Source organism: Flavobacterium sp. HJSW_4 (assembly GCF_042436695.1).
In the GTDB taxonomy this organism is placed as follows: Bacteria; Bacteroidota; Bacteroidia; order Flavobacteriales; family Flavobacteriaceae; genus Flavobacterium.
This window is the reverse complement of sequence record NZ_JBHNPP010000008.1, coordinates 202,458-228,536: the sequence shown is the minus strand read 5'-3', so window position 1 is coordinate 228,536 and position 26,079 is coordinate 202,458. Positions and strand designations below refer to the sequence as shown.

At 33.0% G+C, this 26,079-nt stretch carries 26 protein-coding genes and 1 tRNA gene; 11 read left to right on the top strand and 16 right to left on the bottom strand.

Translation table 11 applies throughout. From position 1 onward, the window contains the following. Positions 1 to 2 precede the first annotated feature (2 nt). Positions 3 to 1,403 (bottom strand): trypsin-like peptidase domain-containing protein, encoded by a 1,401-nt coding sequence (locus ACE01P_RS10535; RefSeq protein WP_379697198.1) that lies wholly within the window; start codon positions 1,401 to 1,403, stop codon positions 3 to 5. A gap of 161 nt (positions 1,404 to 1,564) precedes the next feature. On the opposite strand from ACE01P_RS10535, the gene dapF reads away from it, so the two are divergent. The 4 genes from dapF (at position 1,565) to ACE01P_RS10515 (ending at position 5,092) form a co-directional block, all read left to right on the top strand. Beyond that, on the top strand, positions 1,565 to 2,347 hold the full coding sequence (gene dapF / locus ACE01P_RS10530) for a diaminopimelate epimerase (protein WP_379697195.1): 783 nt from the start codon (positions 1,565 to 1,567) through the stop codon (positions 2,345 to 2,347). Positions 2,348 to 2,383: 36 nt separating this feature from the next. Continuing rightward, positions 2,384 to 2,917, top strand: coding sequence for a GNAT family N-acetyltransferase (locus tag ACE01P_RS10525; protein ID WP_198858273.1), 534 nt, complete (start codon positions 2,384 to 2,386; stop codon positions 2,915 to 2,917). A 10-nt stretch (positions 2,918 to 2,927) separates the two neighbouring features. Then, entirely contained in the window at positions 2,928 to 3,968 is a 1,041-nt protein-coding gene (mltG, locus tag ACE01P_RS10520; protein WP_379697192.1) for an endolytic transglycosylase MltG, read from the top strand. 485 nt (positions 3,969 to 4,453) lie between these two features. After that, positions 4,454 to 5,092, top strand: a complete 639-nt coding sequence (locus ACE01P_RS10515; RefSeq protein WP_379697189.1) for a peptidoglycan-binding protein LysM — start codon at positions 4,454 to 4,456, stop codon at positions 5,090 to 5,092. Between the two features lie 134 nt (positions 5,093 to 5,226). On the opposite strand, the gene scpA is transcribed toward ACE01P_RS10515, so the two are convergent. The 11 genes from scpA to dnaA form a co-directional block, all read right to left on the bottom strand. Then, the gene (scpA, locus tag ACE01P_RS10510; RefSeq protein WP_379697187.1) at positions 5,227 to 7,350 is read right to left on the bottom strand and encodes a methylmalonyl-CoA mutase; all 2,124 of its coding nucleotides are present in this window, start codon (positions 7,348 to 7,350) and stop codon (positions 5,227 to 5,229) included. Between the two features lie 42 nt (positions 7,351 to 7,392). Continuing rightward, positions 7,393 to 8,757, bottom strand: coding sequence for a methylmalonyl-CoA mutase subunit beta (locus ACE01P_RS10505; RefSeq protein ID WP_379697184.1), 1,365 nt, complete (start codon positions 8,755 to 8,757; stop codon positions 7,393 to 7,395). Positions 8,758 to 8,771: 14 nt separating this feature from the next. After that, positions 8,772 to 9,104: a septum formation initiator family protein gene (locus tag ACE01P_RS10500; RefSeq protein WP_379697181.1), complete on the bottom strand. Its 333-nt coding sequence runs from the start codon at positions 9,102 to 9,104 to the stop codon at positions 8,772 to 8,774. Between the two features lie 101 nt (positions 9,105 to 9,205). After that, entirely contained in the window at positions 9,206 to 9,814 is a 609-nt protein-coding gene (gene udk, locus ACE01P_RS10495) for a uridine kinase (RefSeq protein ID WP_111289226.1), read from the bottom strand. Positions 9,815 to 10,064: 250 nt separating this feature from the next. Further along, positions 10,065 to 10,946 (bottom strand): SDR family oxidoreductase, encoded by an 882-nt coding sequence (locus ACE01P_RS10490; protein WP_186296627.1) that lies wholly within the window; start codon positions 10,944 to 10,946, stop codon positions 10,065 to 10,067. A 75-nt stretch (positions 10,947 to 11,021) separates the two neighbouring features. Further along, positions 11,022 to 12,149, bottom strand: a complete 1,128-nt coding sequence (locus ACE01P_RS10485; RefSeq protein ID WP_379697177.1) for a methionine aminotransferase — start codon at positions 12,147 to 12,149, stop codon at positions 11,022 to 11,024. A gap of 149 nt (positions 12,150 to 12,298) precedes the next feature. Next, positions 12,299 to 12,826 carry a hypothetical protein gene (locus ACE01P_RS10480; RefSeq protein WP_379697173.1) on the bottom strand — a complete coding sequence of 176 codons (528 nt, stop codon included), beginning with the start codon at positions 12,824 to 12,826 and terminating at the stop codon, positions 12,299 to 12,301. Between the two features lie 286 nt (positions 12,827 to 13,112). Continuing rightward, positions 13,113 to 13,616, bottom strand: coding sequence for an energy transducer TonB (locus ACE01P_RS10475; RefSeq protein ID WP_379697170.1), 504 nt, complete (start codon positions 13,614 to 13,616; stop codon positions 13,113 to 13,115). Positions 13,617 to 13,636: 20 nt separating this feature from the next. Next, positions 13,637 to 14,350 (bottom strand): SAM-dependent methyltransferase, encoded by a 714-nt coding sequence (locus tag ACE01P_RS10470; RefSeq protein WP_379697167.1) that lies wholly within the window; start codon positions 14,348 to 14,350, stop codon positions 13,637 to 13,639. Positions 14,351 to 14,412: 62 nt separating this feature from the next. Beyond that, the gene (locus ACE01P_RS10465; RefSeq protein WP_379697165.1) at positions 14,413 to 14,880 is read right to left on the bottom strand and encodes a low molecular weight protein-tyrosine-phosphatase; all 468 of its coding nucleotides are present in this window, start codon (positions 14,878 to 14,880) and stop codon (positions 14,413 to 14,415) included. 8 nt (positions 14,881 to 14,888) lie between these two features. Continuing rightward, positions 14,889 to 16,316, bottom strand: a complete 1,428-nt coding sequence (dnaA, locus tag ACE01P_RS10460) for a chromosomal replication initiator protein DnaA (RefSeq protein WP_379697162.1) — start codon at positions 16,314 to 16,316, stop codon at positions 14,889 to 14,891. Between the two features lie 187 nt (positions 16,317 to 16,503). Here dnaA and ACE01P_RS10455 point away from each other — a divergent pair, with 187 nt between their 5' ends. Beyond that, positions 16,504 to 16,908, top strand: a complete 405-nt coding sequence (locus ACE01P_RS10455) for an acyl-CoA thioesterase (protein ID WP_379697160.1) — start codon at positions 16,504 to 16,506, stop codon at positions 16,906 to 16,908. A 31-nt stretch (positions 16,909 to 16,939) separates the two neighbouring features. Here the strand turns inward: ACE01P_RS10455 and ACE01P_RS10450 are convergent, their stop codons facing one another. From ACE01P_RS10450 to ribD, 3 genes are read right to left on the bottom strand one after another with little or no spacing between them, the layout of a single operon-like run. Beyond that, positions 16,940 to 17,572 carry an IMPACT family protein gene (locus ACE01P_RS10450; RefSeq protein ID WP_379697157.1) on the bottom strand — a complete coding sequence of 211 codons (633 nt, stop codon included), beginning with the start codon at positions 17,570 to 17,572 and terminating at the stop codon, positions 16,940 to 16,942. 10 nt (positions 17,573 to 17,582) lie between these two features. Next, positions 17,583 to 18,185 carry an HAD family hydrolase gene (locus tag ACE01P_RS10445; protein ID WP_379697154.1) on the bottom strand — a complete coding sequence of 201 codons (603 nt, stop codon included), beginning with the start codon at positions 18,183 to 18,185 and terminating at the stop codon, positions 17,583 to 17,585. Beyond that, positions 18,178 to 19,224, bottom strand: a complete 1,047-nt coding sequence (ribD, locus tag ACE01P_RS10440; protein WP_379697151.1) for a bifunctional diaminohydroxyphosphoribosylaminopyrimidine deaminase/5-amino-6-(5-phosphoribosylamino)uracil reductase RibD — start codon at positions 19,222 to 19,224, stop codon at positions 18,178 to 18,180. Before ribD ends, ACE01P_RS10445 begins: the two co-directional genes overlap by 8 nt. A 131-nt stretch (positions 19,225 to 19,355) precedes the next feature. Here ribD and ACE01P_RS10435 point away from each other — a divergent pair, with 131 nt between their 5' ends. Both ACE01P_RS10435 and prmC read left to right on the top strand, forming a co-directional pair. Then, complete coding sequence (locus tag ACE01P_RS10435) at positions 19,356 to 19,841, top strand: GNAT family N-acetyltransferase (RefSeq protein ID WP_379697148.1); 486 nt, start codon at positions 19,356 to 19,358, stop codon at positions 19,839 to 19,841. An 86-nt stretch (positions 19,842 to 19,927) separates the two neighbouring features. After that, complete coding sequence (gene prmC / locus ACE01P_RS10430) at positions 19,928 to 20,782, top strand: peptide chain release factor N(5)-glutamine methyltransferase (RefSeq protein ID WP_379697145.1); 855 nt, start codon at positions 19,928 to 19,930, stop codon at positions 20,780 to 20,782. A gap of 71 nt (positions 20,783 to 20,853) precedes the next feature. Here the strand turns inward: prmC and ACE01P_RS10425 are convergent, their stop codons facing one another. After that, on the bottom strand, positions 20,854 to 22,098 hold the full coding sequence (locus ACE01P_RS10425) for an ABC transporter permease (protein WP_379697142.1): 1,245 nt from the start codon (positions 22,096 to 22,098) through the stop codon (positions 20,854 to 20,856). A 177-nt stretch (positions 22,099 to 22,275) separates the two neighbouring features. Between ACE01P_RS10425 and hisS the strand changes: the two genes are divergently transcribed. The 4 genes from hisS to dnaJ all read left to right on the top strand — a co-directional run bounded on the left by hisS (position 22,276) and on the right by dnaJ (position 25,999). After that, a complete protein-coding gene (gene hisS / locus ACE01P_RS10420) occupies positions 22,276 to 23,700 on the top strand; it encodes a histidine--tRNA ligase (RefSeq protein WP_379697139.1) in 1,425 nt (474 codons plus the stop codon). Positions 23,701 to 23,832: 132 nt separating this feature from the next. After that, positions 23,833 to 23,903: transfer RNA gene (locus ACE01P_RS10415), tRNA-Trp, on the top strand. A 325-nt stretch (positions 23,904 to 24,228) separates the two neighbouring features. After that, positions 24,229 to 24,807, top strand: coding sequence for a nucleotide exchange factor GrpE (locus tag ACE01P_RS10410; protein WP_379697136.1), 579 nt, complete (start codon positions 24,229 to 24,231; stop codon positions 24,805 to 24,807). Between the two features lie 82 nt (positions 24,808 to 24,889). After that, positions 24,890 to 25,999 carry a molecular chaperone DnaJ gene (gene dnaJ, locus ACE01P_RS10405; RefSeq protein ID WP_379697133.1) on the top strand — a complete coding sequence of 370 codons (1,110 nt, stop codon included), beginning with the start codon at positions 24,890 to 24,892 and terminating at the stop codon, positions 25,997 to 25,999. Positions 26,000 to 26,079 lie beyond the last annotated feature (80 nt).

Below are 26,079 nucleotides of genomic sequence, written 5' to 3'. Positions count from 1 at the left end.
ACTTAAATTATAATTCTGAAAATCTCTCCATTTCTGTTGATCATTTCAATTCGAACGCTTTGTCCTTCGTCTTTTTTACTTAAAAGTTTAGAAACTGTTTCAACGTTTGTTGCTTTTACATTATCAATACTTAGGATGATGTTTCCTAGTAATTCATTTTGATATTGCATTAAATTCTCGTTGGTGATGTTTTTAATTTTAACACCATAATCAATTCTGAATTTTTTCTTGTCAGCAGCGTCTATATTTTCTAATTCAATTCCTTTAACTTCAGCGCTGTAAAATTCGTTTTTACTTAAAGTTACAGGAACCGTTTTCGTTTTCCCGTCTTTAATATAAGTAACTTTTACAACATCGTTTGGACGTTTTGTATTGATGTAACCTGATAAATCTGCATAAGTTGAAATATTTTGCTCGTCAAGTTTTACAATAATATCCCCTTTTGTAAGACCAGCTTTTTCTGCACCAGAATTTTTAGAAACTCTATTAATATAGAATCCTTGTGTTTCTGTAATTCCTAATTCTTTAGAAGCTGTACTGTTCAATTCGCCACCTTCAACACCAAGAATACCTCTTTGTACATTTCCGTATTCCATAATATCCTCAATAATTTTTCGAGCAATATTAGAAGGAACTGCGAAAGAATATCCAACATAAGAACCAGTCATAGAAGAAATCATCGTGTTAATTCCAATTAATTCGCCTCTTGCATTTACTAACGCTCCACCACTATTACCTGGGTTCACGGCAGCATCAGTTTGAATGAAAGATTGGATTCCGCTTTGGTCTAAATTTCTGGCTTTCGCCGAAACAATACCAGCAGTTACAGTCGAAGTCAAGTTGTAAGGATTTCCAACTGCCAATACCCATTCACCAACTTTAACATTGTCAGAGTTTGCAAAAGCAGTATAAGGAAGTTTCTCGTCAGCATTGATTTTCAAAAGGGCAATATCCATTTTAGAATCAGTACCAATTAACTTCGCTTTGTATGATTTTTTATTGTTTAAAGTAATCTCAATATCTGTAGCATCTTTGATTACGTGATTGTTAGTCACGATATATCCGTCTTCAGAAATAATTACTCCAGAACCAGTTCCCACTTGTTCTTGCTGTTGTTGTCCGCCATATCCGTAGAAGAACTCCAACATCGGATTGCTGACAGTTCTTCTCGAAACATTTTTAACGTGAACAACGGTATGAATTGTTTTGTCTGCGGCTTCGGTAAAATCTAGTATTTCAGCTCCTAAACCGACATTTTTTCCATAAGAGTTAGGGGCAAGAGTTACAACAGAATTTCCTTTTCCAAAAAAAGAATTGTTGCTTTCAAATAATAACTTGTAAGCACCAAGAGTAATAGCACCACTTAATAATGACACTAAAAATAAGGCTGAAAATCTTTTCATATTAGAATTTGTAATTAAGTTATTAGAATTTATGTTTCATGTTTTATTTAACGTAAAATTACTTCAAAAAATTATTTGGAAAAGCGGTTTAACTCTCTTTAACAATGATTAACATTTCATTAATTAATAGTTCGTACTTTTGTACTTCTAACAACTAAAAAATGCAAATAGAATTTTATAAATATCAAGGTACAGGAAACGATTTTGTAATGATCGATAACCGTACAAATTTCTTTCCAAAAGACGATGTAAAACTAATTGAGCGTCTGTGCGACAGACGTTTCGGAATTGGAGCTGACGGATTAATTCTTTTAGAAAATGATTCTGAAACCGATTTCAGAATGGTGTATTACAACTCTGATGGAAACCAAAGTTCGATGTGCGGAAATGGCGGTCGTTGTCTTGTTGCTTTTGCTAATCAATTGGGAGTAATTGATGACAAAACGACTTTTATTGCAACTGACGGATTACACCACGCTTCAGTCAATAATGATTCAATTGTTTCTTTGCAAATGATTGATGTAAACGAAATTCAGAAAAAAGATTCTTATACGTTCTTAAATACAGGTTCGCCTCACCATGTTCAAATTGTAGACGATTTGGAACATTATAATGTAAAAGAAAATGGAGCAGCGATTCGTTACGGAGAATTATATGGAGAAAAAGGAAGCAATATCAATTTTGTTAAAAAAGTTGATAATGATACTTTCTCTTTGAGAACTTACGAAAGAGGAGTTGAAGATGAAACTCTTGCTTGCGGAACTGGAGCGACTGCTGTTGCAATTGCCATGAATGCGATTGGTGAAACTGATAAAACTTCAATAAACTTAAACGTTGAAGGTGGAAAATTGGTCGTTTCTTTTGATAAAGATAATGATGGATATACCAATGTTTTCTTGACAGGACCTGCAAAATTTGTATTCAAAGGAACAATTGAGATTTAAATCTAAAATCTACAATCAGAAATCTAAAATTGTAAAATGATCACATTAAAAGGCGATTCGATTTATTTGCGTGCACTTGAACCTCAAGATTTGGAGTTTATTTATTCTATAGAAAATGATGAGAATATCTGGGAAGTTAGCAACACACAGACACCTTACAGCCGTTTTTTGATTAAACAATATTTAGAGAATGCTCATCAAGATATTTATGAGGCAAAACAACTTCGTTTAGCAATCTGCCAAGACGAAGATTTTCCTGCTATCGGTTTGATTGATTTGTTTGAATTTGACCCTAGAAATAATAGGGCAGGGATCGGTATTGTAATTCAGAAAGAAGAAAATCAAGGTAAAAATATTGGTTCTGAGGCTTTAGAGCTTTTAATTAACTATTCTTTTACTAATTTAAACCTTCATCAATTGTATGCAAATATTGGCGTACAAAATGTAGCGAGTATTGCACTTTTTACTAAATTTGGTTTTAAGAAAATCGGAATAAAAAAAGACTGGATTTTGTATCATAACCACTATCATGATGAAGCAATTTTTCAGCTAATTAATAAACAAATTTAAATTTTAAGCTTTGAGTCTAAAAAAAATAATCACAATAAGTGCCGTAGCCATAATTTCAGTTTTATTGATTTATGGTTTTATTTTAATCAATAAAATTTTTAGTTCTAATACTAAATTCGAAGAAAAAGAGGTATACGTTTATGTGCCTACAGATGCGAATTACGCAGATGTAAAAAAGATTTTAGCACCTTACGTAAAGAATTTCGACAACTTCGAAATGGTTGCAGAAAAAAGAGATTATCCACAAAATGTAAAATCAGGTCGTTTTCTTTTGAAGAAAGACATGAACAATATCGACTTAGTGCGAGCAATGCGTTCAAATATTCCTGTGAAATTGGTTTTTAACAACCAAGAGCGTTTAGAAAATTTTGTTGGAAGAATCGGTAAAGAAATCGAAGCCGACAGTTTGTCTTTATTGAAAGCCATCAAAGATTCTACTTTCTTAGCTGCAAACGGATTTAACGAAGAAAACGTTTTTGCAATGTTCATTCCAAACACTTATGAAATTTATTGGAATACTTCGGCTGAAAAATTCCGTGATAAAATGATTAAAGAATATCACAATTTCTGGACAGCTGAAAGAATTGAAAAAGCAAAGAAACAAGGTTTAACTCCAGTTCAGGCTACAATTTTAGCTTCAATCGTTCATAAAGAATCGGTTAAAAAAGACGAAAGACCTCGTATTGCGGGTGTTTACTTAAACCGTTTGCGTTTAGAAATGCCTTTGCAAGCAGATCCAACCGTTATTTATTCTTTAAAATTAAGAGACAATAATTTTGATCAAGTTATTAAAAGAGTTTTTTATAACGATTTGGTAATGAGATCTCCATATAATACATATGTAAATAAAGGACTTCCTCCTGGACCAATTGCTATGCCAGATATTACAGCTTTAGAAGCAGTTTTAAATCCAGAGAAGAACGATTATATCTATTTCTGTGCAAGTGTTGAACGTTTCGGATATCATGAGTTTGCGGCGACATTAGCAGAGCACAATGTAAATGCAAAAAAATATTCAGACTGGATCGCAAGTCAAGGAGTAACGAGATAATTTTAGTTCTCTAAAAAATATTAAAAACCGAAGTAAACTTTACTTCGGTTTTTTTATTTCTAAAACTTACATCGAAAATTGATTTTGCTTTGAAAATTATTAAATTAATATTTTGATCAATTTTTGGGTTAGGAGTAATGAAAATTTAAACATTTTTCGGCCATAAATTTTATAAAATTTGAAAACTCATTTTCAAAATTGGCACAAAAAAGACGATTTTATTGTAATCCATTTCTTTCTTTTTGTGTGAATTTGCTTAAAATTTATATAAAATGGATTTTTTTTTACCCCAAATTTTCGATTTTTAAGGTTAAAAAATTGTTACCAAAATCTCTTGGAATCTATTACTATACTTGGGATTAAAGCGAATCTTGATTTTAGTCTAAAATTGTTAAATCGCTGGTTTTTAGCATATTTTAAAAATGTCTTATCTTTGCACCGTAGAAATTTCAAGAGAGTGACAGTGTCTTGAAGAAAAACAATTTATGATAAAGAAATGGTATTTTTATGCGAGTTTAGTCGTTATTATTACATTTTTAAGTTTGGGATTTATTCCCTCAGAAAAAGAAACCAAACCTTGGTTTTTAATTGAAAAAACAGATGGATCAGAATACATTTTTCCATCAAAAGAAAAGGATGATTATCCGAACACCAACGTCCCATTCACAGGAAATCATCTTATAGGATTTAAAGAAGCAGTAGCTTTTAAAGAATCGCAAGGGCAATACAGACTAGTAAATTCCCTTGGTTATATGGGTAAATATCAATTTGGTTCTAAAGCTTTAAGAGCAATTGGAATTAATGATAATAAAGCCTTTTTAAAAGATCCTGCTCTACAAGAAAAAGCTTTCATCGCTTTATTAGCCAAAAACAAATGGATTTTACGTTACGAAATTCAAAAGTATGAAGGCAAAATCATCAGCGGTATTGAAATTACCGAATCTGGAATTTTAGCTGCAGCGCATTTAGGTGGTGCAGGTTCTGTAAAGAATTTTTTCAAAAATAAAGGAAGCAGACATTTTAGAGATGCTTTCGGAACTTCTTTGAAAAGCTACATGAGAGATTTTGCAGGTTACGATCTTTCTTTTATAGAAGCAGATAGTAACGCAACAGTAAACGACTAAATTAAAAGAGGTTGTTTCACAACAGTGAAACAACCTCTTTTTCTATTTTTATTCTCTTTCATGAGTAGTAAATCTCAATCCGCAACTTTTTTCTTATCATTAATAACTGAAAACCGAGACTGAGACTGTAAACTCTAATCTATTAAAGCTTCTAAGATTTTTATAGCTGCTTCGCTTATTTTAGTTCCTGGCCCAAAAACGGCTGACGCGCCTGCATCAAACAAGAATTGATAGTCCTGCGACGGAATTACACCGCCTACAATTACCATAATATCTTCGCGTCCGTGTTTTTTAAGTTCTTCAATAACTTGCGGAACCAAAGTTTTATGCCCAGCTGCAAGAGATGAAACTCCTAAGATGTGAACATCATTTTCTACGGCTTGTTTTGCAGCTTCTGCAGGAGTTTGAAACAACGGACCTATATCAACGTCAAAACCTACATCGGCGTAACCTGTCGCGACTACTTTTGCGCCTCGGTCATGACCGTCTTGTCCCATTTTGGCAATCATAATTCTAGGACGTCTTCCTTCTTGTTTGGCAAAAACATCTGCTAGTTGTTTGGCTTTTTCAAAATTCTCGTCATTTTTTATTGCTGCACTATACACTCCGCTAAAAGATTTAATTTGTGCTTTAAAACGACCAAAAACAGTTTCTAATGCATTACTAATTTCGCCTAATGTTGCTCTATTTCTAGCGGCTTCAATTGCGATTTCTAATAAATTGCCTTCTCCCGTTTGTGCACAATGGATTAATTTTTCTAGTGACTTATTTACTTTTTCTGAATCTCTCGTTTGTTTGATTTCTTCAAGACGTTCTACTTGTTGCTTTCGAACTAATTGATTGTCCACATCTAAAATATCTAACGGATCTTCTTTTTCTAAACGATATTTGTTTACGCCGACAATAATATCTTGTCCGCTATCAATTCTGGCTTGTTTTCTTGCAGCGGCTTCTTCAATTCGAAGTTTTGGAATTCCAGCTTCAATCGCTTTTGTCATTCCGCCCAATTCTTCCACTTCTTCAATTAACTTCCAAGTCTTTTCAACAATGGCATTAGTCAAACTTTCAACATAATAACTTCCAGCCCAAGGATCTACCGTTTTAGTCATTTTGGTTTCTTCCTGAAGGAATATTTGAGTATTTCGAGCAATTCTTGCTGAGAAATCTGTTGGAAGTGCAATTGCTTCGTCTAAAGCATTGGTGTGAAGAGATTGTGTTCCTCCAAAAACTGCCGCAGAAGCTTCAATACAAGTTCTGGCCACATTATTAAAAGGATCTTGTTCTGTTAAACTCCATCCGCTAGTTTGGCAATGCGTTCTTAGAGCTAAAGATTTATCACTTTTTGGATTGAATTGTTTTAGCAACTTCGCCCAAATCATTCTTCCGGCTCTCATTTTTGCAATTTCCATAAAATGATTCATTCCGATTGCCCAGAAGAAAGATAATCTCGGAGCAAAATCGTCAATCGTCATTCCAGTTGATAATCCAGTTCTAATGTATTCTAAACCATCAGCCAGAGTATATGCTAATTCAATATCGGCCGTTGCGCCAGCTTCCTGCATGTGATAACCAGAAATAGAAATCGAATTGAATTTTGGCATTTTTTTGCTGGTAAATTCAAAGATATCGGCAATAATTTTCATTGAAGGAGTTGGAGGATAGATATACGTATTTCGCACCATAAACTCCTTTAAAATATCGTTTTGAATTGTTCCTGCTAATTTTTCTGGAGCAACGCCTTGTTCTTCAGCCGCAACAATATAAAAAGCCATAATAGGTAAAACAGCTCCATTCATGGTCATAGAAACCGACATTTCGTCTAATGGAATCTGATCGAAAAGCACTTTCATATCTTCGACAGAATCTATCGCAACGCCAGCTTTTCCAACATCGCCGACAACTCTTTCGTGGTCTGAATCGTAACCGCGATGCGTTGGAAGATCAAATGCAATGGAAAGTCCTTTTTGACCCGCAGCTAAGTTTTTTCTATAAAAAGCATTGCTTTCTTCTGCTGTAGAAAATCCTGCATATTGACGAATCGTCCACGGACGTCTCACATACATTGTTGCATATGGTCCGCGTAAGTTTGGTGCAAAACCAGCTCCGAAATCAAGAAATTCTAAATCTTCGATATCTTTCTCCGAATAATTTCTTTTGATTTCAATTCCTTCAGCGGTCGTAAAGTTTTCAGCAGAACTAACTTCTAACTTATGACTTTTAACGTCTAACTTTATATGTTTAAGGTCTTTTCTAATCATTGAGACACTTTTTTGAATTTTTAATTAATTACTTTTAAGAGATTATTCCAGTTCTAATCGTTCTTGCTCCATTTTCTCTGCCAATCTTTTTTCAATAATTGGCGTAATTAATGTTTTTCTTGGTTTCATTTTTACAAAAGGAAACAATTCTAAATCATGTTTCATTCTGTCTTCTTTGTTCGGGTATTTATTGGTGCCTAATAAAATTTCTTTTTTAGAATCGAATAATTCTTGTTCTTTATTAGCACTTTCCTGAATTTTCTTTTTAATTGTTCCATCATTCAGAAGTTTCAAAAATCCGCCGTTGGCTTCGATATCTTTAAATAAAGTCAAACTTTTTTCAGCCAATTGCATGGTTAAACTTTCAATATAATAACTTCCGTCTGCTGGATTATTTACTTTGTCGAAATAACTTTCATGCTTTAAAATCAAAAGCTGGTTTCTTGAAATTCGATCTCCAAATTCATTGTCTTTGTGGTATAATAAATCGTATGGTAAATTGGCAATGGCATCTGCACCTCCCAAAATTGCGGACATACATTCAGTTGTTGTACGCAACATATTAACGTTGTAATCGTAAATTGTTTTGTTACGTTTTGTTGGCGTTACCAAAAAATGACATTTTATTTTTGAATTATACTCAGAAGCAATTAAATCAAAAAGCATTCGAAGTGCTCGAAGTTTAGCAATTTCGAAGAAATAATTTGTTCCAACAGAAATTTGAAAAACAATAGATTTTTCATTTCCTGAGAAACGGTTTAAATATTCATTTGAATGTGCTAAACTATAAGCAATTTGTTGCGTGATATTCGCTCCTGAATTTTGGTATAAACCTAAATCAACAGATAATAGATTTAAATTGGTTGTATTTTTAAAGAGTAAATCTAAAGTTTCAAAGTTGTTTTTCTCTGAGGTTGTAAACCAATTTCCATCTTTTGCTAATTGTCCAAGTGGATCAAAATTGCAATAGAAATTTGCTTTTTTCTGAATCGAAATCGTATCTAATTTTTTAACGAAATCGATTGAGATAAAAGTAAAATTAAAGTAAACGGTTTTGTTTTCTAAAGGAAGATTATTTAGTAATTTTTCAATATCAATTTTATCGTTTTCAATAGTAAAACGAAGACTTTCTGCACCTCTTTCTAAAGTGTTTAAAGCACGTTCGATAGATTTTTCAACATCGAAAACAAAGATATTCTGGCAGATTTTAAAATCTGAGGCTTGTGTATTTACATTTGCTGCTTTTGTAAATTCGTCGCTATGATAAAAAGGCTTTACCTGAATATCTTCTGGCGAATTCCAAATAACAGTCTGATTGTAATCGGCTCCATCCAATTCAAACTGAATTTTTTGTTTCCATTGTTTGGATGAAATCGGATTAAAATCGTCGAATAGGTTAGTGGCCATTGTATTTTGTTTGATTATTCTGTTTCTTGAATAGTGTCTCCTTCAAATTGTATGATATAAATATCTTCGCTATCTTTTTTCATAAAATACTTTTCGCGAGCGTATTTTTCAATTTGTTCAGGATTTTTAAGCAGTTTAATCTGCTCTTGATCTTTTCTGATTTCTTCCTGATAATACTTTTTATTGTCCTGAAGTTCATGAATTTGTCCATCTAAAAAGCGATGGTCAAAATAGGAGTAATTGTCTAAAAACAACATCCAAACTATAAAAAACAGCGAAACCCAAACATATTTGTTTCCCAGGTATTTAAACCATTTTTTGTCTTTGTATGGATTTTTAAATTTCATTTTAAACGAATATTTCTTTTGAATTTGAGTGTTGTCTCTAGGCCCGATAGTAGTAGCGGGAATCAGTTCCTAATTATTATGGACTAAATTTACGATAAAAATTATGAAATTCTCTGATTAATTACAGCCCGGACTACGTCAATTGCTACTGTATTGTATTTGTCATTCGGGATGATAATGTCTGCAAAAGCTTTAGATGGCTCTATAAATTGCTCATGCATAGGTTTTAAAGTTGTTTGGTAACGGTTTAAAACTTCATCGATATCACGTCCGCGTTCTGAAATGTCTCTTTTTAAACGACGAATTAATCTTTCGTCAGAATCTGCGTGAACGAAGACTTTAATATCAAACATATCTCTCAATTCTGGATTGGTTAGGATTAAAATCCCTTCTACAATCATTACTTTTCTAGGATGTGTCGAAACGGTGTCGTCGGTTCTATTGTGCTGAATGAAAGAGTAAACGGGTTGGTCTATCGTTTCGCCAGCTTTTAACGCTTTTAAATGTTTTACCAATAATTCGAAATCAATCGCTCTAGGGTGATCAAAATTGATTAATGCTCTTTCGTCAAAAGACAAATTGGTAGTTTCTTTATAATAAGAATCTTGAGAAATTACCCCAACTTCTGTATGTGGCAATTCGTTCATGATTTGGTGTACTACTGTTGTCTTTCCACTTCCTGTTCCTCCTGCAATTCCTATAATGAGCATAAATTTGATGTTATAATTTGTTTCGCAAAAATAATAATTTAACTGAATCGTTAAACATTTAAAATAATTTAACCATATAAGTAATGTAAGTAAATTTAAGCTAGAAAATATTTAAACAAAATGTTACTTAACTGAAATTATATTACTTATATGGTGAAAAATATAAAAAAAATCCCGAAAGTAAACCTTCGGGATTTCGTGCAATCAGTATAGTTTTAAAAAATATTCTGAATTTAGTAAGCACTTGTAATTATTTATTCTTTTTTGCTTTTATCATCATTTCAAGCTGATCCCAAAGTTCTTCTGGAATTGCTTCTAATAAGTTGAATTGTCCGGCGCCTTTTAGCCATTCGCCTCCATCAATCGTGATTACGTCTCCATTGATGTAAGATGAAAAATCAGAAACTAAATACGCCGCTAAATTGGCCAATTCTTGGTGATCTCCAACTCTTTTTAATGGCACTTTTTTAGCCATATCAAATTTTTCTGAAAGATCGCCTGGCAATAATCTGTCCCAAGCTCCTTTTGTTGGAAAAGGTCCTGGAGCAATAGCATTAGAACGAATTCCATATTTTGCCCATTCTACAGCAAGACTTCTTGTCATTGCTAGAACTCCCGCTTTTGCTGTAGCACTAGGAACCACATAAGCCGATCCTGTCCAAGCGTAAGTTGTCACAATATTTAAAATCGTAGCCGAAGTTTGTTTCGTGTCTATCCAGTGTTTTCCAAAAGCTAATGTACAGTTTTTAGAACCTTTAAGTACGATATCTATCACAGTATCAAATGCATTTGCAGATAATCTTTCTGTTGGAGAAATGAAATTTCCTGCAGCATTATTTAAAAGAACGTCAACTTTGCCAAAAACTTTTAAAGTTTCCTGAAGCATATTTTCTACTTCTTCGTAATGACGAACGTCGCATTGAAGAGGTAAACATTTTCCTCCAGTTTCGCTTTCCAATTCGGCAGCTGTAGTTTTTAACTTTTCTAGATCTCTAGAAGTTATGGCCACTTGAGCTCCCAATTCGAGAAAATATTTGGTCATTGCTTTACCTAAACCACTTCCGCCGCCTGTAACGACAATGACTTTGCCTTGTAAAGCATCGTCACGTAACATTTTATCTGTGTAGCTCATACTTTTTCTTTTTTTACAATATTAGTTAAATAAAATAGGATGCACGCATAATAATGTTATAAAATTTTAAAAATTTTATATATCACATAATTTTTTCGCTGCAGATTCAAGTGTGAAATCGTCTTTGGCAAAACAAAAACGAATTAATTTTTGATCTTTATGATCGGAGTAAAAAGTAGAAATTGGAATGGCGGCTACTCCGTGATCGATTATAAGATTTTTGCAGAAAGTAACATCATCATCATTTGAAATGTTAGCATAAGAAGCAACTTGAAAATAAGTTCCTTCGCAAGGTTTTAATTCGAAACGGCTATTTTGAAGCAATTTCTGAAAATAATCTCTTTTTTCTTGATAGAATTTTCCAAGTAAATTAACATCAACAACATCAAGATATTCGCTGATAGCAAATTGAGAAATGCTGTTTACACTAAAAACCAAAAACTGATGCACTTTTTTGATTTCCTTCATTAAATGCTCTGGCGCAATGGTATAACCAATTTTCCAGCCCGTGATGTGAAATGATTTTCCAAAAGAAGAAACCATGATACATTTGTCTAATAGAAAATCTTTTGTTTGTGCAGAAATATGTTTTTCTTCGAAAGTAATATATTCGTAAACTTCATCGGAAAGAATAAGAATGTCAGGATATTTTTCAAGCAGATTTTTTAATTGAAAAAAATCATTTTCAGTTAAAATTTTCCCCGTCGGATTATGCGGATTATTGATAATCATCATTCTGGTTTTAGCAGAACATGCTTTTTCAATTCGCTCCCAATTTGGCGTGTAATCATCATTCAACGCTACTCGAACTGGTTTTGCTTTGCAAAGCAAAACTGGAGATTCGTAAGAATCATAACTCGGATCTAAAATAACTACTTCATCATTTTCTTTTACCAAAGCTAAAATAGTCGTGAAAATTCCTTGTGTAGCTCCAGCTGTAACCAAAAGTTCTGTATCTGGATTTATTGTTCTGTTATAAGAACTCTGAGTTAACGCCGCAATTTTGTTCATCAACGGCGGGTAACCTGCCATTGGTGTGTATTGATGAACATTTTCTTTAGCTAATCTGGTAACAATATCGGTCAATCTTTCGTCAACAGGAAAGTTTGGAAATCCCTGAGAAAGATTTATCGCATTGTATTCTGCTGCCATTTTTGACATTACTGTAAAAATACTTGTGGTTACATTTGGAAGTTTGCTCATATTATTATTGTAGAAAATACTTATAAAAGTAATTGTTTTGAAATAAACTTGAGTGGTTTTTATTTTTTGCAGGCATAAAAAAAAAGACATTAAAGAAAACTAACTGATAAATAGTTGTTATTTAATGTCTTTTCAACTCTCTTTATGGATTATTTTTGAATTTCTCCATTTGGTTTAATGACAATTTTACGAACTTCATTGCCTTTTTTAATTTTCAGATTGTATTCTTTCTTTTGAATATCTCCTGATTTTTGAGAATAAAGGAATTTATCTTTTACAATTGTCCATCCAGGATATTCTTTATAGATGGAATAAATTACTTTACCGGGAAGTTGAACGTTCTCGTAATTTTCAATCACACTTGTTAATACCCCTTTGTCATTATAAGTTGCAGATAAAGATCCTTTTGGACCCTCTAAAACAACAAGGTAAGAATCGTAACCTTGATAGTCTTTTCCTAAATCATAGGAAATAAATTTTTCTTGAAGTGCTCTAACATTTTCATCCGGATTTCGATCTGGCAAATAAACAGAAAAATCTTTTCCCACACTTTTAATTACCACTGCTGGTAAATCTTTCATTTCAATCTCTCCCCCTTTAGAATTATTGTTTTCAACCTGAGAAAAAGAATTTGTAATTAAACCAAAAAATAATAATAAAAAAAGAAATGTTCTCATGATGATTATTTTTAAATATTAATTATTTAGGTTAATCTTAATGATTTAAAAATGATGAGGGTTTCTTATGATGGTTTGATGCTTAAATCATTAAAATTTAAGGCGATAACAATTTTTTTTTAGGCTAATAAAGGTAGCTCTTTAGCTAATGTGCAAGAGTTAAAAATATCTTTATGGATTGTTAATTTAAAAATAGTCGAAAACAAGAAAACTTGTGGTTGCACTTGAGAGTTTGCTCATTATAAAGTTTGATTTAGAAAAAATTTTGAGCAAATATGAAATTGGATTATTTAATGGTTATTGGAACTGCATATATAACGCGTACATTTTTACCATTTTGTTGTCCAGGAATCCATTTGTTACCTTTTTTTATAACTCGAATTGCTTCGGCTCCTGTTCCATAGCCAGCATCTCTAAGAATTTTTATATCAGATAATGAACCATCTTTCTCAACTATAAAAGATACATATATTTTTTCTCCTTTTAAGTCAATGTCTTCTCCCGTAGGTGACTTAAAATTATTGTCCACAAATTGATAAAATTTCTCCATACCTCCAGTGTACACGGGCTTAACTTCTACACCTGCAGTATTGTAAACGAAATCGTCACCTTGACTTACTACCGCTTGTGATGATCTAGACTCGGTGTCATAATAATCGCTATTGATTTGAATAGTAGGTGTTTCTGTTTTTTTTGTTTGAGTGTTTTTTGTTGTAGAATTCTTTTTAGTGCTTTGTGAAAATGTATTTTGTGCAAAGCAAATTAAAATTATAAGAATAAACTTTTTCATATGCTGATTTTGTGGTTAACTTACATTTTATGAATAATAAAAATCGCAGGACGTTTGTCAATATCAATTTTTAATTTTTTCCAATCTGATACTTTCATTGTTTTTATAAATTCTGTTGGAAGCGTAATATCTGCAGCGATGCAAAGATGAGTTGAAGGATTTAAAATTTGTAAAAGATCTTCAATCAGTTTATTATTTCTATATGGAGTTTCAATAAATAGCTGCGATTGATTTTTGTCCTGAGATAATCTTTCAAAATGACGAATTGCCGATTTTTTCTCGTCTTTATCAATTGGTAAATATCCATTGAAAGTAAAACTTTGACCGTTCATTCCAGAAGCCATCATGGCCAATAGGATAGAAGAAGGACCAACCAAAGGCACAACCTGAATTCCTTTTTCGTGAGCCAATTTTACAATTGCAGCACCGGGATCTGCAACGCCTGGGCAACCGGCTTCACTCATTAATCCCATGTTTATTCCTTCTAATAAAGGTTTTATGAAATCATTATGTTCGCTAGTTTCTGTTCTTTTGTTTAAAGTAAAAAGAACCAGTTCAGATTGTTTTTTTTCGGGATAAACTGCTTTTATAGATTTTCTAGCCGTTTTATCATTTTCAACAATATAATGGTCGATAACTTCTATTGTTCTTCTGACAGTTTGAGGTAAAACATCCATCGGATCGCTTTCGCCCATTGTAGTTGGAATTAAATATAATTTTCCGATAGATTTCATAATGTGTTTTGTTTTAAATTAAAAAATTCAATTATCTCTTTTTTAGAAACAATTGAATTGAATTAGTAGTGTTTTTTAAGTAGTTGATCAGCAATTAGATCAGTGACTTCGTCGAGCATTTGGTAAACATTATCAAAGCCGTTTGCAGAACCATAATAAGGATCTGGAACGTCGACATTTTCGTTTGGAAATAAGTCGTTCAAAATCAAACGAACTTTATTTTTATGTTCTGGAGTTTTAGCTAAATGAATTACGTCGCGAAAATTCGAATTATCCATTACATAAATATAATCGAATTCATCAAAGTCAGAAACCTTTATCTGTCTTCCTTGTTGCGCGCTAATGTTGATTCCGTTTTTTCTAGCGACTTCGATAGAACGTTTATCAGGGCAATGACCAACATGCCAAGAACCAGTGCCGGCAGAATCTACTAAAAATTTATCTTCGGGAAGTTTAGAAGCTAAAATTCCTTCTGCTAAAGGAGATCTGCAGATATTTCCTAAACAAACCATTAAGATTTTTACAGGCATGGCGCGTCTTAAAGCGTTAGTTTTTTATTAATGTCTTCAACAAATTTTTTGAATTGTTTGTCTGTAGAAACTAAATTATCTACTGTTTTACAAGCGTGAAGAACAGTTGCGTGATCGCGGTCTCCAATTTGTGAACCAATATTTGCCAAAGAAGCTTTAGTGAATTTTTTTGCAAAGAACATTGCTAATTGTCTTGCTTGTACAACGTGCCTCTTTCTAGTTTTAGATTGAAGTGTTTCAATGTCTAACTGGAAATAATCTGAAACGATTTTTTGAATATAATCGATAGAGATTTCTCTTTTTACATTTTTAACAAATTTCTCAACTACGCTTTTTGCCAAATCAATCGTAACTTCTTTTTTATTGAAAGAAGATTGAGCGATTAACGAAATGATCGCGCCTTCAAGCTCTCTAACATTTGATTTGATGTTGCGGGCAACATATTCTAAAATATCTTCTGGCATTTCTACACCATCACGGTATAAAATGTTTTTTAAGATTGAGATACGAGTTTCGTAATCAGGTTGGTGCAATTCTGCAGATAATCCCCATTTGAAACGAGACAATAATCTTTGTTCGATATCCTGCATATCAACAGGAGCTTTATCTGAAGTTAAGATTACTTGTTTTCCGTTTTGGTGCAAATAGTTGAAAATATGGAAGAATACGTCTTGTGTACCTGATTTTCCAGATAAAAACTGAACGTCATCAATAATCAAAACATCGATTAACTGATAAAAGTGAATAAAATCATTACGATTATTCTTTTTTACAGAATCAATGTATTGCTGTGTAAAAATCTCAGCAGAAATATATAAAACGGTTTTTTCTGGATATTTATCTTTTACTTCTACACCTATAGCATGCGCTAAGTGTGTTTTTCCTAAACCAACTCCTCCAAAAATCAATAAAGGATTAAATGAAGTTCCTCCAGGTTTGTTTGCAACCGCCATACCCGCAGAACGAGCCAAACGGTTAGAATCCCCCTCTAAGAAATTGTCAAAACTGTAGTTCGGATTTAACTGAGACTCAATTTTTAAATTTCTAATTCCAGGAATTACAAACGGATTTTTTAGTTCAGGATTTAAGTTTTTAAACGGAGCATCAACCTCTTGCGGTTTCATTGGCACTCTGTTGGCACTTGGCAGCTGCTCGGTAAACGGCTGTTTGTTGCCATAAGTGTTCTCCATTTTAATTTTATAGAGTAACTTTGCGTTTTTTCCCAGTTCTTTGGTAAGCGCAACTTTCAACAATTTTACGTAGTGTTCTTCTAGCCACTCGTAGAAAAATTTACTTGGAACCTGAATGTATAATGCGTTATCGGTTAGCTCAACTGATTTGATTGGCTCAAACCAAGTTTTATATGCTTGGTCTTGAATATTATCCTTTATAAAGGACAAACAGTTTTCCCATACCGATTGAGCAGTTTTAGTCATAGATTCAGATAAATTTTTATTATTGTTATAAAGATTCTCCTAATAAAAGAGGAGCAATTTTATTCCGTATTTCGGGATAACAAATATGTGAACAAATTTCTGTAAAAAAAAATATTTTGGTATCTAATTTTATAAAAAAAAGTTGTAAAAGGACTTTTTAAATTCGAATTTTTTTAATATTTTATCAATGAAAAATCATCAGACTCAAGTACGAGTTCGTTACTCAGAAACCGACCAAATGGGAGTCGTTTATCACGGAAATTATGTTCCTTATTTTGAGATTGGACGCGTGGAATGGCTTAGAAATAAAGGGGTTTCGTATAAAAGCATGGAAGAAAGCGGTATTGGCCTTCCGATTGTGAACATGAATATAAGTTACAAAAAATCGGCGAGATATGATGAACTTTTAACAATTCATACGACTTTCAAAAGTCACTCTTCTGTGAAGATCGAATTTGACTGCGCAATCTACAATGAGGCGAATGAGTTATTAACAACTGCGACGTTTATTTTAGTATTTGTAGCGTTAAAAACGGGTCGTCCAACAGCTCCTCCAGAATACATTTTGGAAATATTTAAATCGCTTGAATAATTGTTAAAACTGACAAGATTTTGATATGAATTTATACTAATTTGATGTCAATTTCGAACATTAAATCAAAAATGCTGAACACTGTTTCGGCATTTTTTTTTCGCGTTTTTGTCACAATTTTTCCAATTGGCAATCCCGAATCTTCATCCATTTCCATTTCCTGAGATACGATTTCTAATTTCTTTTCTTTGATTACTCGCATCACTTTATTCATGTTTTTGTAATCAAAAGAAATTAAAAATTCGACGTCGATTGTTTTTTCTACAATTTCACAAACTTCCAAAGTCATTTGAGCAGTTGTTCGATAAGCAGCAATCAAGCCGCCAACGCCTAATTTTACTCCGCCAAAAATACGAACGACTACAACAAGAACGTTAGTTACTCCAAAAGATTGTATCTGGCCATAAATTGGAGCTCCAGCCGTGTTGCTTGGCTCGCCGTCATCGTTGGCGCGATACGAGATTTTATTTCCAACGCCAATTTGGTAAGCATAACAATAATGTACCGCATGAGGATGCTGTTTTTTAAGCTCTTCTATAATAGGTTTTACTTCGTCTTCATGATCTATTGGAAAGGCATAGCCAAAGAATTTGCTGCCTTTTTCTTTAAACAGTATTTCTTCAGATGCAGATGCAATAGTTTGATAAGTATCGTTAATTTCCAAAAGCAGTATTCTAAATTATATTTTTCTTATAAAGGTCAACCACATCTTCTTTTCCAACTTTAAGATTCCAAACTTTAATTCCTAAAGCTGCGGCGCTGTCTGTGTTTTCTGTTTTATCGTCAACAAACAAAGTGTTTTCTGCAATTAGATTATTTTCATTCAAAACAAATTGATAGATTTTTGGATCTGGTTTTCTCATTCCGATATCAAACGAAAAATAAACTTTTTCAAAACAAGCATAAAAATCTTTGTAGAAAGAAACGCCACTTTTTGTTTCGAATGTATTGATGTGAATAGAATCGGTGTTGCTCAATAAAAACAAACGATATTTTTTTGATAATTCTTGAAGGAATTCCAGACGATAAAAAGGAAAATCTGCCAAAACTGCGTTCCAAGCTTTTAGAATTTCTTCTTTTGAAGCGTTTGGCAATTGTTTTTGAAAACCTCCAATGAAATCTTCTGGAGAAATTGCTCCAACTTCAAAAGAAAGATTTAATTGATCAAATTCATTATTCCATTCGGTCATTCCTAATTTTTGCAAACCAGAAATTGTGGCAGGTTTATCCAAATTGATAAAAATATCTCCAAAGTCAAAAATTATCGCATTAATCATAATTTCTAATTTGTATTAATTCGTCGCTTAAAATGTTGGTTATAGAATTATTTTTTCTTGAGATTTCTGGAGCTTTCGTTCCTTTTTCAAAGCTTGTTTTTCCGATAAAAACTCGAGCTTCATCCCAAAGATTTTCATCAATAAAAGATTGAAGCGTTTGTCTTCCGCCTTCAATAATTACAGATTGAATTTGATTCTGGTATAAAACATCCAAAATTTGAGAAATGATATTGTTTTCAAAATCAATTACTTCAAATTGAGTATTTTCTTTTGAAGGTTTTGACGTTTTAGAAAAAACAATAGTTTTTACCGTATCATCAAAAATAAAACTGTTTGCATCAATTCGATTATTTTGATCGATAACGATTCTTGTCGGATTATTTCCATCCCAATCTCGAGCATTCAATTTCGGATTGTCATCAATAACCGTTTGTGTTCCAACAAGAATGGCTTGTTCCTCAGTTCGCCATTTGTGAACCAATTGCCTTGAATATTGATTTGTAATCCAAATTGGTTTTCGATCTTGATTTGTGACTTTTTCAGGAGCTAAAAAGCCGTCCTGACTTTCTGCCCATTTTAAAATAATATAAGGTCTTTTTTTCTGATGAAAAGTAAAAAAGCGTTTATTCAGTTCGTTGCATTCGTTTTCTAAAACTCCGACAGTGACATTCGCACCAGCTTCAATTAGTTTTAGAATGCCTCTTCCGGCTACTTTCTCATTAGGATCAACAGTTCCCACAACAACATTCGGAATTCCATTTGCAATAATTAAATCACAACAAGGAGGAGTTTTGCCAAAATGACTGCAAGGTTCCAGACTGACATAAATAGTTGCTTTTTTTAGCAATGATTTGTCTTTTACAGAATTTACGGCATTAACTTCTGCATGAGGTTCGCCGGCTTTTTTGTGCCAGCCTTCGCCAATAATTCGATCTTCATAAACAATTACGCTACCAACCAGCGGATTCGGATACGTTGTTCCAAGTCCATTTTGTGCCAGTTCGATGCAGCGTTTTATATGTTTTTCATGTATATTCACAGTGCAAAAGTAGTTAATTTTGAGATTATCACTAACTCAAAAAGGTTAAGTTGTGAAACAATCTGAATAGTTATAATGGGATCAAAATACTATCTTTACTTTTGTGTTTATAATGATTTAGAATAAAAAAAATGGTAAATTGGCTTATACGAGCAATTAAAAAAGAAGACAATCAGTCAGTTGCAAGTTTGATACGTTCTGTTTTTGATGAAATGGAAATTCCAAAAGTAGGAACAGCATACGAAGATCCGTATCTGGATTTGATGTTTGAAGAATATAATAAATCCAAATCGGCATATTTTGTTGTAGAAAATGATGGGGAAATTGTAGGCTGTGCAGGGGTTGCGCCTTTAGAAAATGGAGATCCAGAAATCTGCGAATTGCAAAAAATGTATTTCCTGCCAAAAACAAGAGGTTTAGGAATTGGAACGCAAATGATGGAAAAGTGTTTGGAGCAAGCCAGAATTTTTGGTTTTAAAAAATGCTATATAGAAACCATGCCATTTATGCATGCTGCGCAAAAGCTGTATAAGAAATCTGGTTTTGAATATTTGGATGCGCCAATGGGAAATACTGGGCATAGTTCTTGCCCTGTATGGATGCTGAAAACTTTGTAGTTGTTCTGTAACAAATTAAAAACAGCAAGACTTATTGAAAGATAAAATGTCAGTTTTGAACTGATATAAATTCTCAAAAATTAAAAATGAAAATTAAACAATATCGTACTCAGTTTATTAAAGAATTAGCTCCTTTTTACGATGCGTACGAAGCAGAGAGTTTTTTTTATTTGATTCTAGAAGATAAACACCAGCTTCGTCAGATTGATTTAGCTTTAAATCATGAATTGGTATTTGATGAGAATGATTTTATGATATGGGACGAATTGCTGAAACAGCTTAAAAAAGAAGTTCCGATTCAGTATTTGCTTGGGAAAACAAACTTTTACGGTTTGGATTTTGAAGTAAATGAAAATGTTTTGATTCCGAGACCAGAAACAGAAGAATTGGTAGAATGGATTATCAATGAAAATGCAAGTCCAGATAAAAACAAAAAAATAAGAATTCTAGATATTGGAACCGGAACGGGCTGTATTGCTATTTCGTTGGCAAAAAATCTGCCGAACGCAGAAGTTTTCGGAATTGATGTTTCAAAAAAAGCGATTGAAACGGCCAAAAGAAACGCCATCAGAAATGATGTAGATGTCACTTTTATGCTTTTGAATATTTTAGAAGCTGAAGAATTTGCCTGTCCGTTTGATGTTATTGTTTCCAACCCGCCGTATGTTCGAAATCTAGAAAAAGTAGAAATTAAAAAGAATGTACTGGATTATGAACCGCATTTAGCACTTTTTGTAGAAGACAACGATCCGCTTATTTTTTATAGAAAAATTGCTTCTTTAGCACAAAACGGTCTTCAAGAAAAAGGGAAATTATATTTTGAAATCAATCAATATCTTGGACAAGAAATGATTGATTTACTAGAAAATATGAGTTTCGAAAACGTAGAGCTTAGAAAAGATATTTACGACAATGACCGTATGGTAAAAGGGAATATTTAAGTTTTTAGTCTCGGTCTCAGTTTTCAGATAAATCAACTGAAAACTGAGACCGAAAACTGCGACTTTAAAAATTATTCGTAACGCAACGCTTCAATAGGGTCTAATTTTGATGCTTTAATTGCTGGATATAAACCAGAAACCAATGCCACACAAAAACTTGTAGCAAAAGCAGCAAAAATCGCCATCCACGGAATTACAAAAGAAAAACTCATGGCAGTTGCAATGGCAAAGCCAAGGAGAATTCCTAAAACAATTCCAACCAAACCTCCAATTTGTCCAATCAATAGAGTTTCAATGAAAAACTGAAAAGCAACGGTTGATCTTTTGGCTCCTAAAGCTTTACGAACACCGATTTCGCGAGTACGTTCTGTAACCGAAACAACCATAATATTCATCAAAGCAATAGAAGAACCTAAAATGGTGATAACAGAAATAGTCCACGCTGCAATTCCTAAATATTGAGTTATGCTTAGAATTCGGTTAATCAAATCATCGCTTCGAACTACGCCGAAATTATTGTCACGAACAGGACTTAATTTGCGAACTCTTCGCATGGTGCTTGTTGCGTTATCTATGGCTTCGTCTAAAACTTCTTTTTTAGAAACCATCACACTAATGGTATAATTGATGTTTGGCGCTGTAAATAAAGATCTCGCAACCTGAATCGGAATCAGAACTCTTAAATCCTGGCTATTCCCAAACGTAGAACCTTTCTCTTTCAGAACGCCAATTACTTTAAATCTTGCACCTCGAATAGAAATGATTTTATCAATTGGATTAATATCCTTTAAAAGTCCTTTTTCGAAGTCAGAACCAACAACACAAGAATACGTGTTGTTTTCAATATCAAACTGATTAAAGCTTCTTCCTAAACTAGTTTCAAGCCCAGAATTAGTGATAAAATGTTCATCTACGCCAACAATTGTAATTTCGGGATCTGTTTTTTCGCCTAGATATTTTACTTCAGCGGTTGAAGTTGCGGTAAAAGATAAAGAGGTTTCGGTAAACGGATATTTAAACTTGTTTTTGAAAGCAACAGCTTCGGGATAAGAAATAATTGGATTGACTACTTCACGTTCCTTTCCGCCACGGTTTCGAACTTTATTTTCGTATTGATTGATGTTAAAAGTATTGGCTCCCATCGAAGCAAAATCGCTCGAAATGGTGTTTTCTAAAGCAGAAACTACAGTCAAGATTCCAACCAAAGCCGTAATACCGATAGCAATAATTAAAACGGTAAGAATAGTACGCAGAATTTGTGTTTTGATAGAACCAAAAGCAATTCGAATATTTTCTTTAAATAATTTTAGCATCATGACCAATTTGTCACGAAAATACGTTTTTTGTTACAAGTTTGTTTTCGAAGTGTTATTATTTATTTTAAAAAGTGAGATATTTGCAGGCGATTATGATTCGAAGAATCAATAAGAATTAATGTTAAGGTTTTTGAAATAATCTAAAATCAGAAATCTAAAATCTAAAATAAAAACAAGATGGCTTCAAAACCAAGTATACCAAAAGGAACAAGAGATTTTTCACCAGCTGAGGTGTCAAAACGTCAATATATTATTCAGACTATAAAAGCTAATTTCGAGAAATTTGGATTTCAGCCAATTGAAACGCCTTCGTTTGAAAATTCAGATACCTTAATGGGGAAGTATGGAGAAGAAGGAGATCGTCTGATTTTTAAAATTTTAAATTCTGGAAACTTTTTCTACAATAAAAGTAAAATTGAATTGCCAGAATCAATTGAAGAATTACAGTTGAATTCTGCTGAGAAAATTACTTTAGAACAAAGAATCGAATTAAATAAATTCACTGGAAAGATTTCGGAGAAAGCATTGCGTTACGATTTGACAGTTCCATTTGCAAGATACGTTGTACAGCACCAAAGTGAAATTGAATTTCCTTTCAAAAGATATCAAATCCAACCAGTTTGGAGGGCTGACAATCCGCAAAAAGGACGTTTTAGAGAATTTTTCCAATGCGATGCCGATGTTGTTGGTTCAAAATCTCTTTGGCAGGAAGTTGAATTAGTTCAATTATACGATACTGTTTTTACTTCTTTAGGTTTAGAAGGCGTTACAATTAAAATCAACAACAGAAAAATTTTATCTGGAATTGCTGAGGTAATTGGCGCTTCAGATAAATTAATCGATTTTACGGTTGCGCTGGATAAATTAGATAAAATTGGAGAAGACGGCGTAAAGAAAGAAATGATTGAAAAAGGAATTTCTGAGGAAGCGTTGGTTAAAGTACAGCCACTTTTTAGTTTCTCAGGAACTTTTTCAGACAAAATTGCACAGCTTTCAGCATTATTAGCTTCTTCTGAAGAAGGAATGAAAGGTGTTGAAGAATTGAAATTTATATGTGACAATGTTGCCGTTTTAGGTCTTTCAACTGCAATTTTAGATTTGGATGTGACTTTGGCTCGTGGTTTAAATTATTACACAGGAGCTATTTTTGAAGTTGCGGCCCCAAAAACTGTTTCGATGGGTTCTATTGGCGGCGGCGGAAGATACGACGATTTGACTGGTATTTTTGGTTTAAAAAATATGAGCGGTGTCGGAATCTCTTTTGGTTTGGATAGAATTTACTTAGTTTTAGAAGAATTGCAATTATTCCCAGAAACCGTTGCGGCCACTTCAAAAGCAATATTTTTAAATTTTGGAGACAAAGAAGCGCTTTATGCTTCGCAGGCAATTCAGAAATTGAGAAAAGAAAACATAAAAGTAGAATTATACCCTGACAGCGTAAAAGTGGGGAAACAATTTCAATATGCAGACAAACGTTTAATTCCGTTTGCAGTATTGGTTGGAGATCAGGAGATTGCTTCAAATTCTTATACACTTAAAAATTTAGTGACAGGAGAGCAGGTTTCTGTTGATTTTGAAGGATTGAAGAATTCTTTGCTTTAAGAGAAAAAAAAGTTTTTCTTCTATAGTTTTGATTTCTAGTTAGATTGGTTTTTATTAGTGTAAATCTTTTTAAATCGAGCTTGAAATAATTGCCAGTAAAGAAAAAAAGCTTTTAATTTGCGACCTCAAGTTACGGGCGTAGTTCAAGGGTAGAATAGCGGTCTCCAAAACCGTTGATGGGGGTTCGAATCCCTCCGCCCGTGCAAAAAATAAATGACAGACTTGTCATAAAAGCTCAAAATAAAAAAAAGCTTCGTCTCTTTAGGCGAAGCTTTTTTTAATATAAGGTAAACTTGAATTAATAATTATTTAGAGGCCGAAGCCAACCCTTAAATTCAATTTTTAGTGGTAATAATTTATGTTTATTGGTCTCAAAGATAAGATAAACTAAAACGTAATAGTCTTAAAATTATAATAAAATTTTTCTCTGCAAATGCGTTTTTTAAATGTCTCATAATTAATAAAGTGACAATTTGACATTTTATAAGATTTGGCAGTACTTTTGCAATCCAACAGAAAGAAATAAAAATGAAGTTTAAGAATATTTTTAAAAATAAAAGTAATATGACTACGGAAAATACAGAATTCGATCAGGAATTAGACGATGTAACGTTAGAGAACAATGCCAACGGAGAGCAGTTAATTGTTGAAGAATTAAGTGTTGAGGAGCAATTAGCTAAAGACTTGGCTCACGAAAAAGATAAGTTTTTGAGATTATTTGCTGAATTTGAAAATTACAAAAAAAGAACTTCAAAAGAACGTATCGATTTATTTAAAACAGCAAACCAAGAAGTTTTATTGGCAATGCTTCCAGTTTTAGATGATTTTGACAGAGCTGCAGTAGAAATCAACAAGTCTGAGGATGAAAACTTGAAAAAAGGAGTTGAATTGATTCACGATAAACTTAAAAATACTTTAGTTTCTAAAGGTTTAGAGCAAGTTGAGATTCAGGCTGGAGATGCTTTCAATGCTGATATTGCTGAAGCAATTACCCAAATTCCAGCTCCGTCTGACAAATTAAAAGGGAAAATTGTTGATGTTATTGAAAAAGGATACAAATTAGGAGACAAAATTATTCGTTTCCCTAAAGTTGTTGTAGGAAACTAAAAAAATGTAAACAAAGTCCGATGAATTGTTTTTGGATTTTGGTCCCGAAGCTTCGGGATAAGATTTGGAACTTAATCTAATTATGAAAAAAGATTTTTACGAAATACTAGGCATTTCAAAAAATGCTGATGCTGCCGAAATTAAAAAAGCATATAGAAAAAGTGCTTTAAAATACCATCCTGATAAAAACCCAGGCGACAAAGAGGCAGAAGAAAACTTCAAATTGGCGGCAGAAGCTTATGAAGTTTTGAGTGATCCGCAGAAAAAAGCGAAATACGATCAATATGGTCATCAAGCATTTGATGGTTCTGGCGGATTTGGCGGTGGTCACGGCGGTATGAATATGGATGACATTTTCAGCCAGTTTGGTGATATTTTTGGTGGCGGATTTGGCGGTTTCGGAGGCGGAGGCGGAGGTCCTCGCCGTGCGAAAGGAAGCAATCTTCGAATTAAAGTAAAATTGACTTTAGAAGAAATTGCAAATGGAGTTGAGAAAAAAGTAAAAGTAAAACGTAAAGTTCAGGCAAAAGGCGTAACGTATAAAACTTGTACGACTTGTAACGGTCAAGGCCAAGTAATGCGTGTAACCAATACTATTTTAGGAAGAATGCAATCTGCATCTACTTGTCCTACTTGTGGTGGTTCTGGTCAGATTTTAGATAAAAAACCTTCTGAGGCAGATAGTCAAGGAATGGTTCAAGAAGACGAAACAGTATCAATCAAAATTCCTGCGGGAGTTGTTGACGGAATGCAGTTGAAGGTTTCTAACAAAGGTAACGATGCTCCAGGAAATAGTATTCCAGGAGATTTAATTGTGGCAATTGAAGAAGTTGAGCATGAATTCTTGAAGCGTGAAGGTGAAAATATTCATTTCGATTTATACATCAGTTTCCCTGAAGCAGTTTTGGGAGCTTCTAAAGATATTGAAGCAATCAACGGAAAAGTTCGTATTAAATTAGAAGAAGGAATTCAGTCTGGAAAAATCTTAAGATTAAAAGGAAAAGGAATTCCAAGTTTAAATGGTTACGGAAGCGGAGATTTATTAGTTCACGTAAACGTTTGGACTCCAAAAACTTTAAATAAAGAGCAAAAACAATTCTTTGAAAATGCTTTAAATGATGAGCACTTTGCTCCAAGTCCAGAGAAATCAGAGAAATCATTCTTTGAAAAAGTAAAAGATATGTTCTCATAATCTGAACTTTTTTAAAAGGTTATAAAAAAATAAAAACCCATTCTAGTATAAATTAGAATGGGTTTTTTGCGTAATATGAC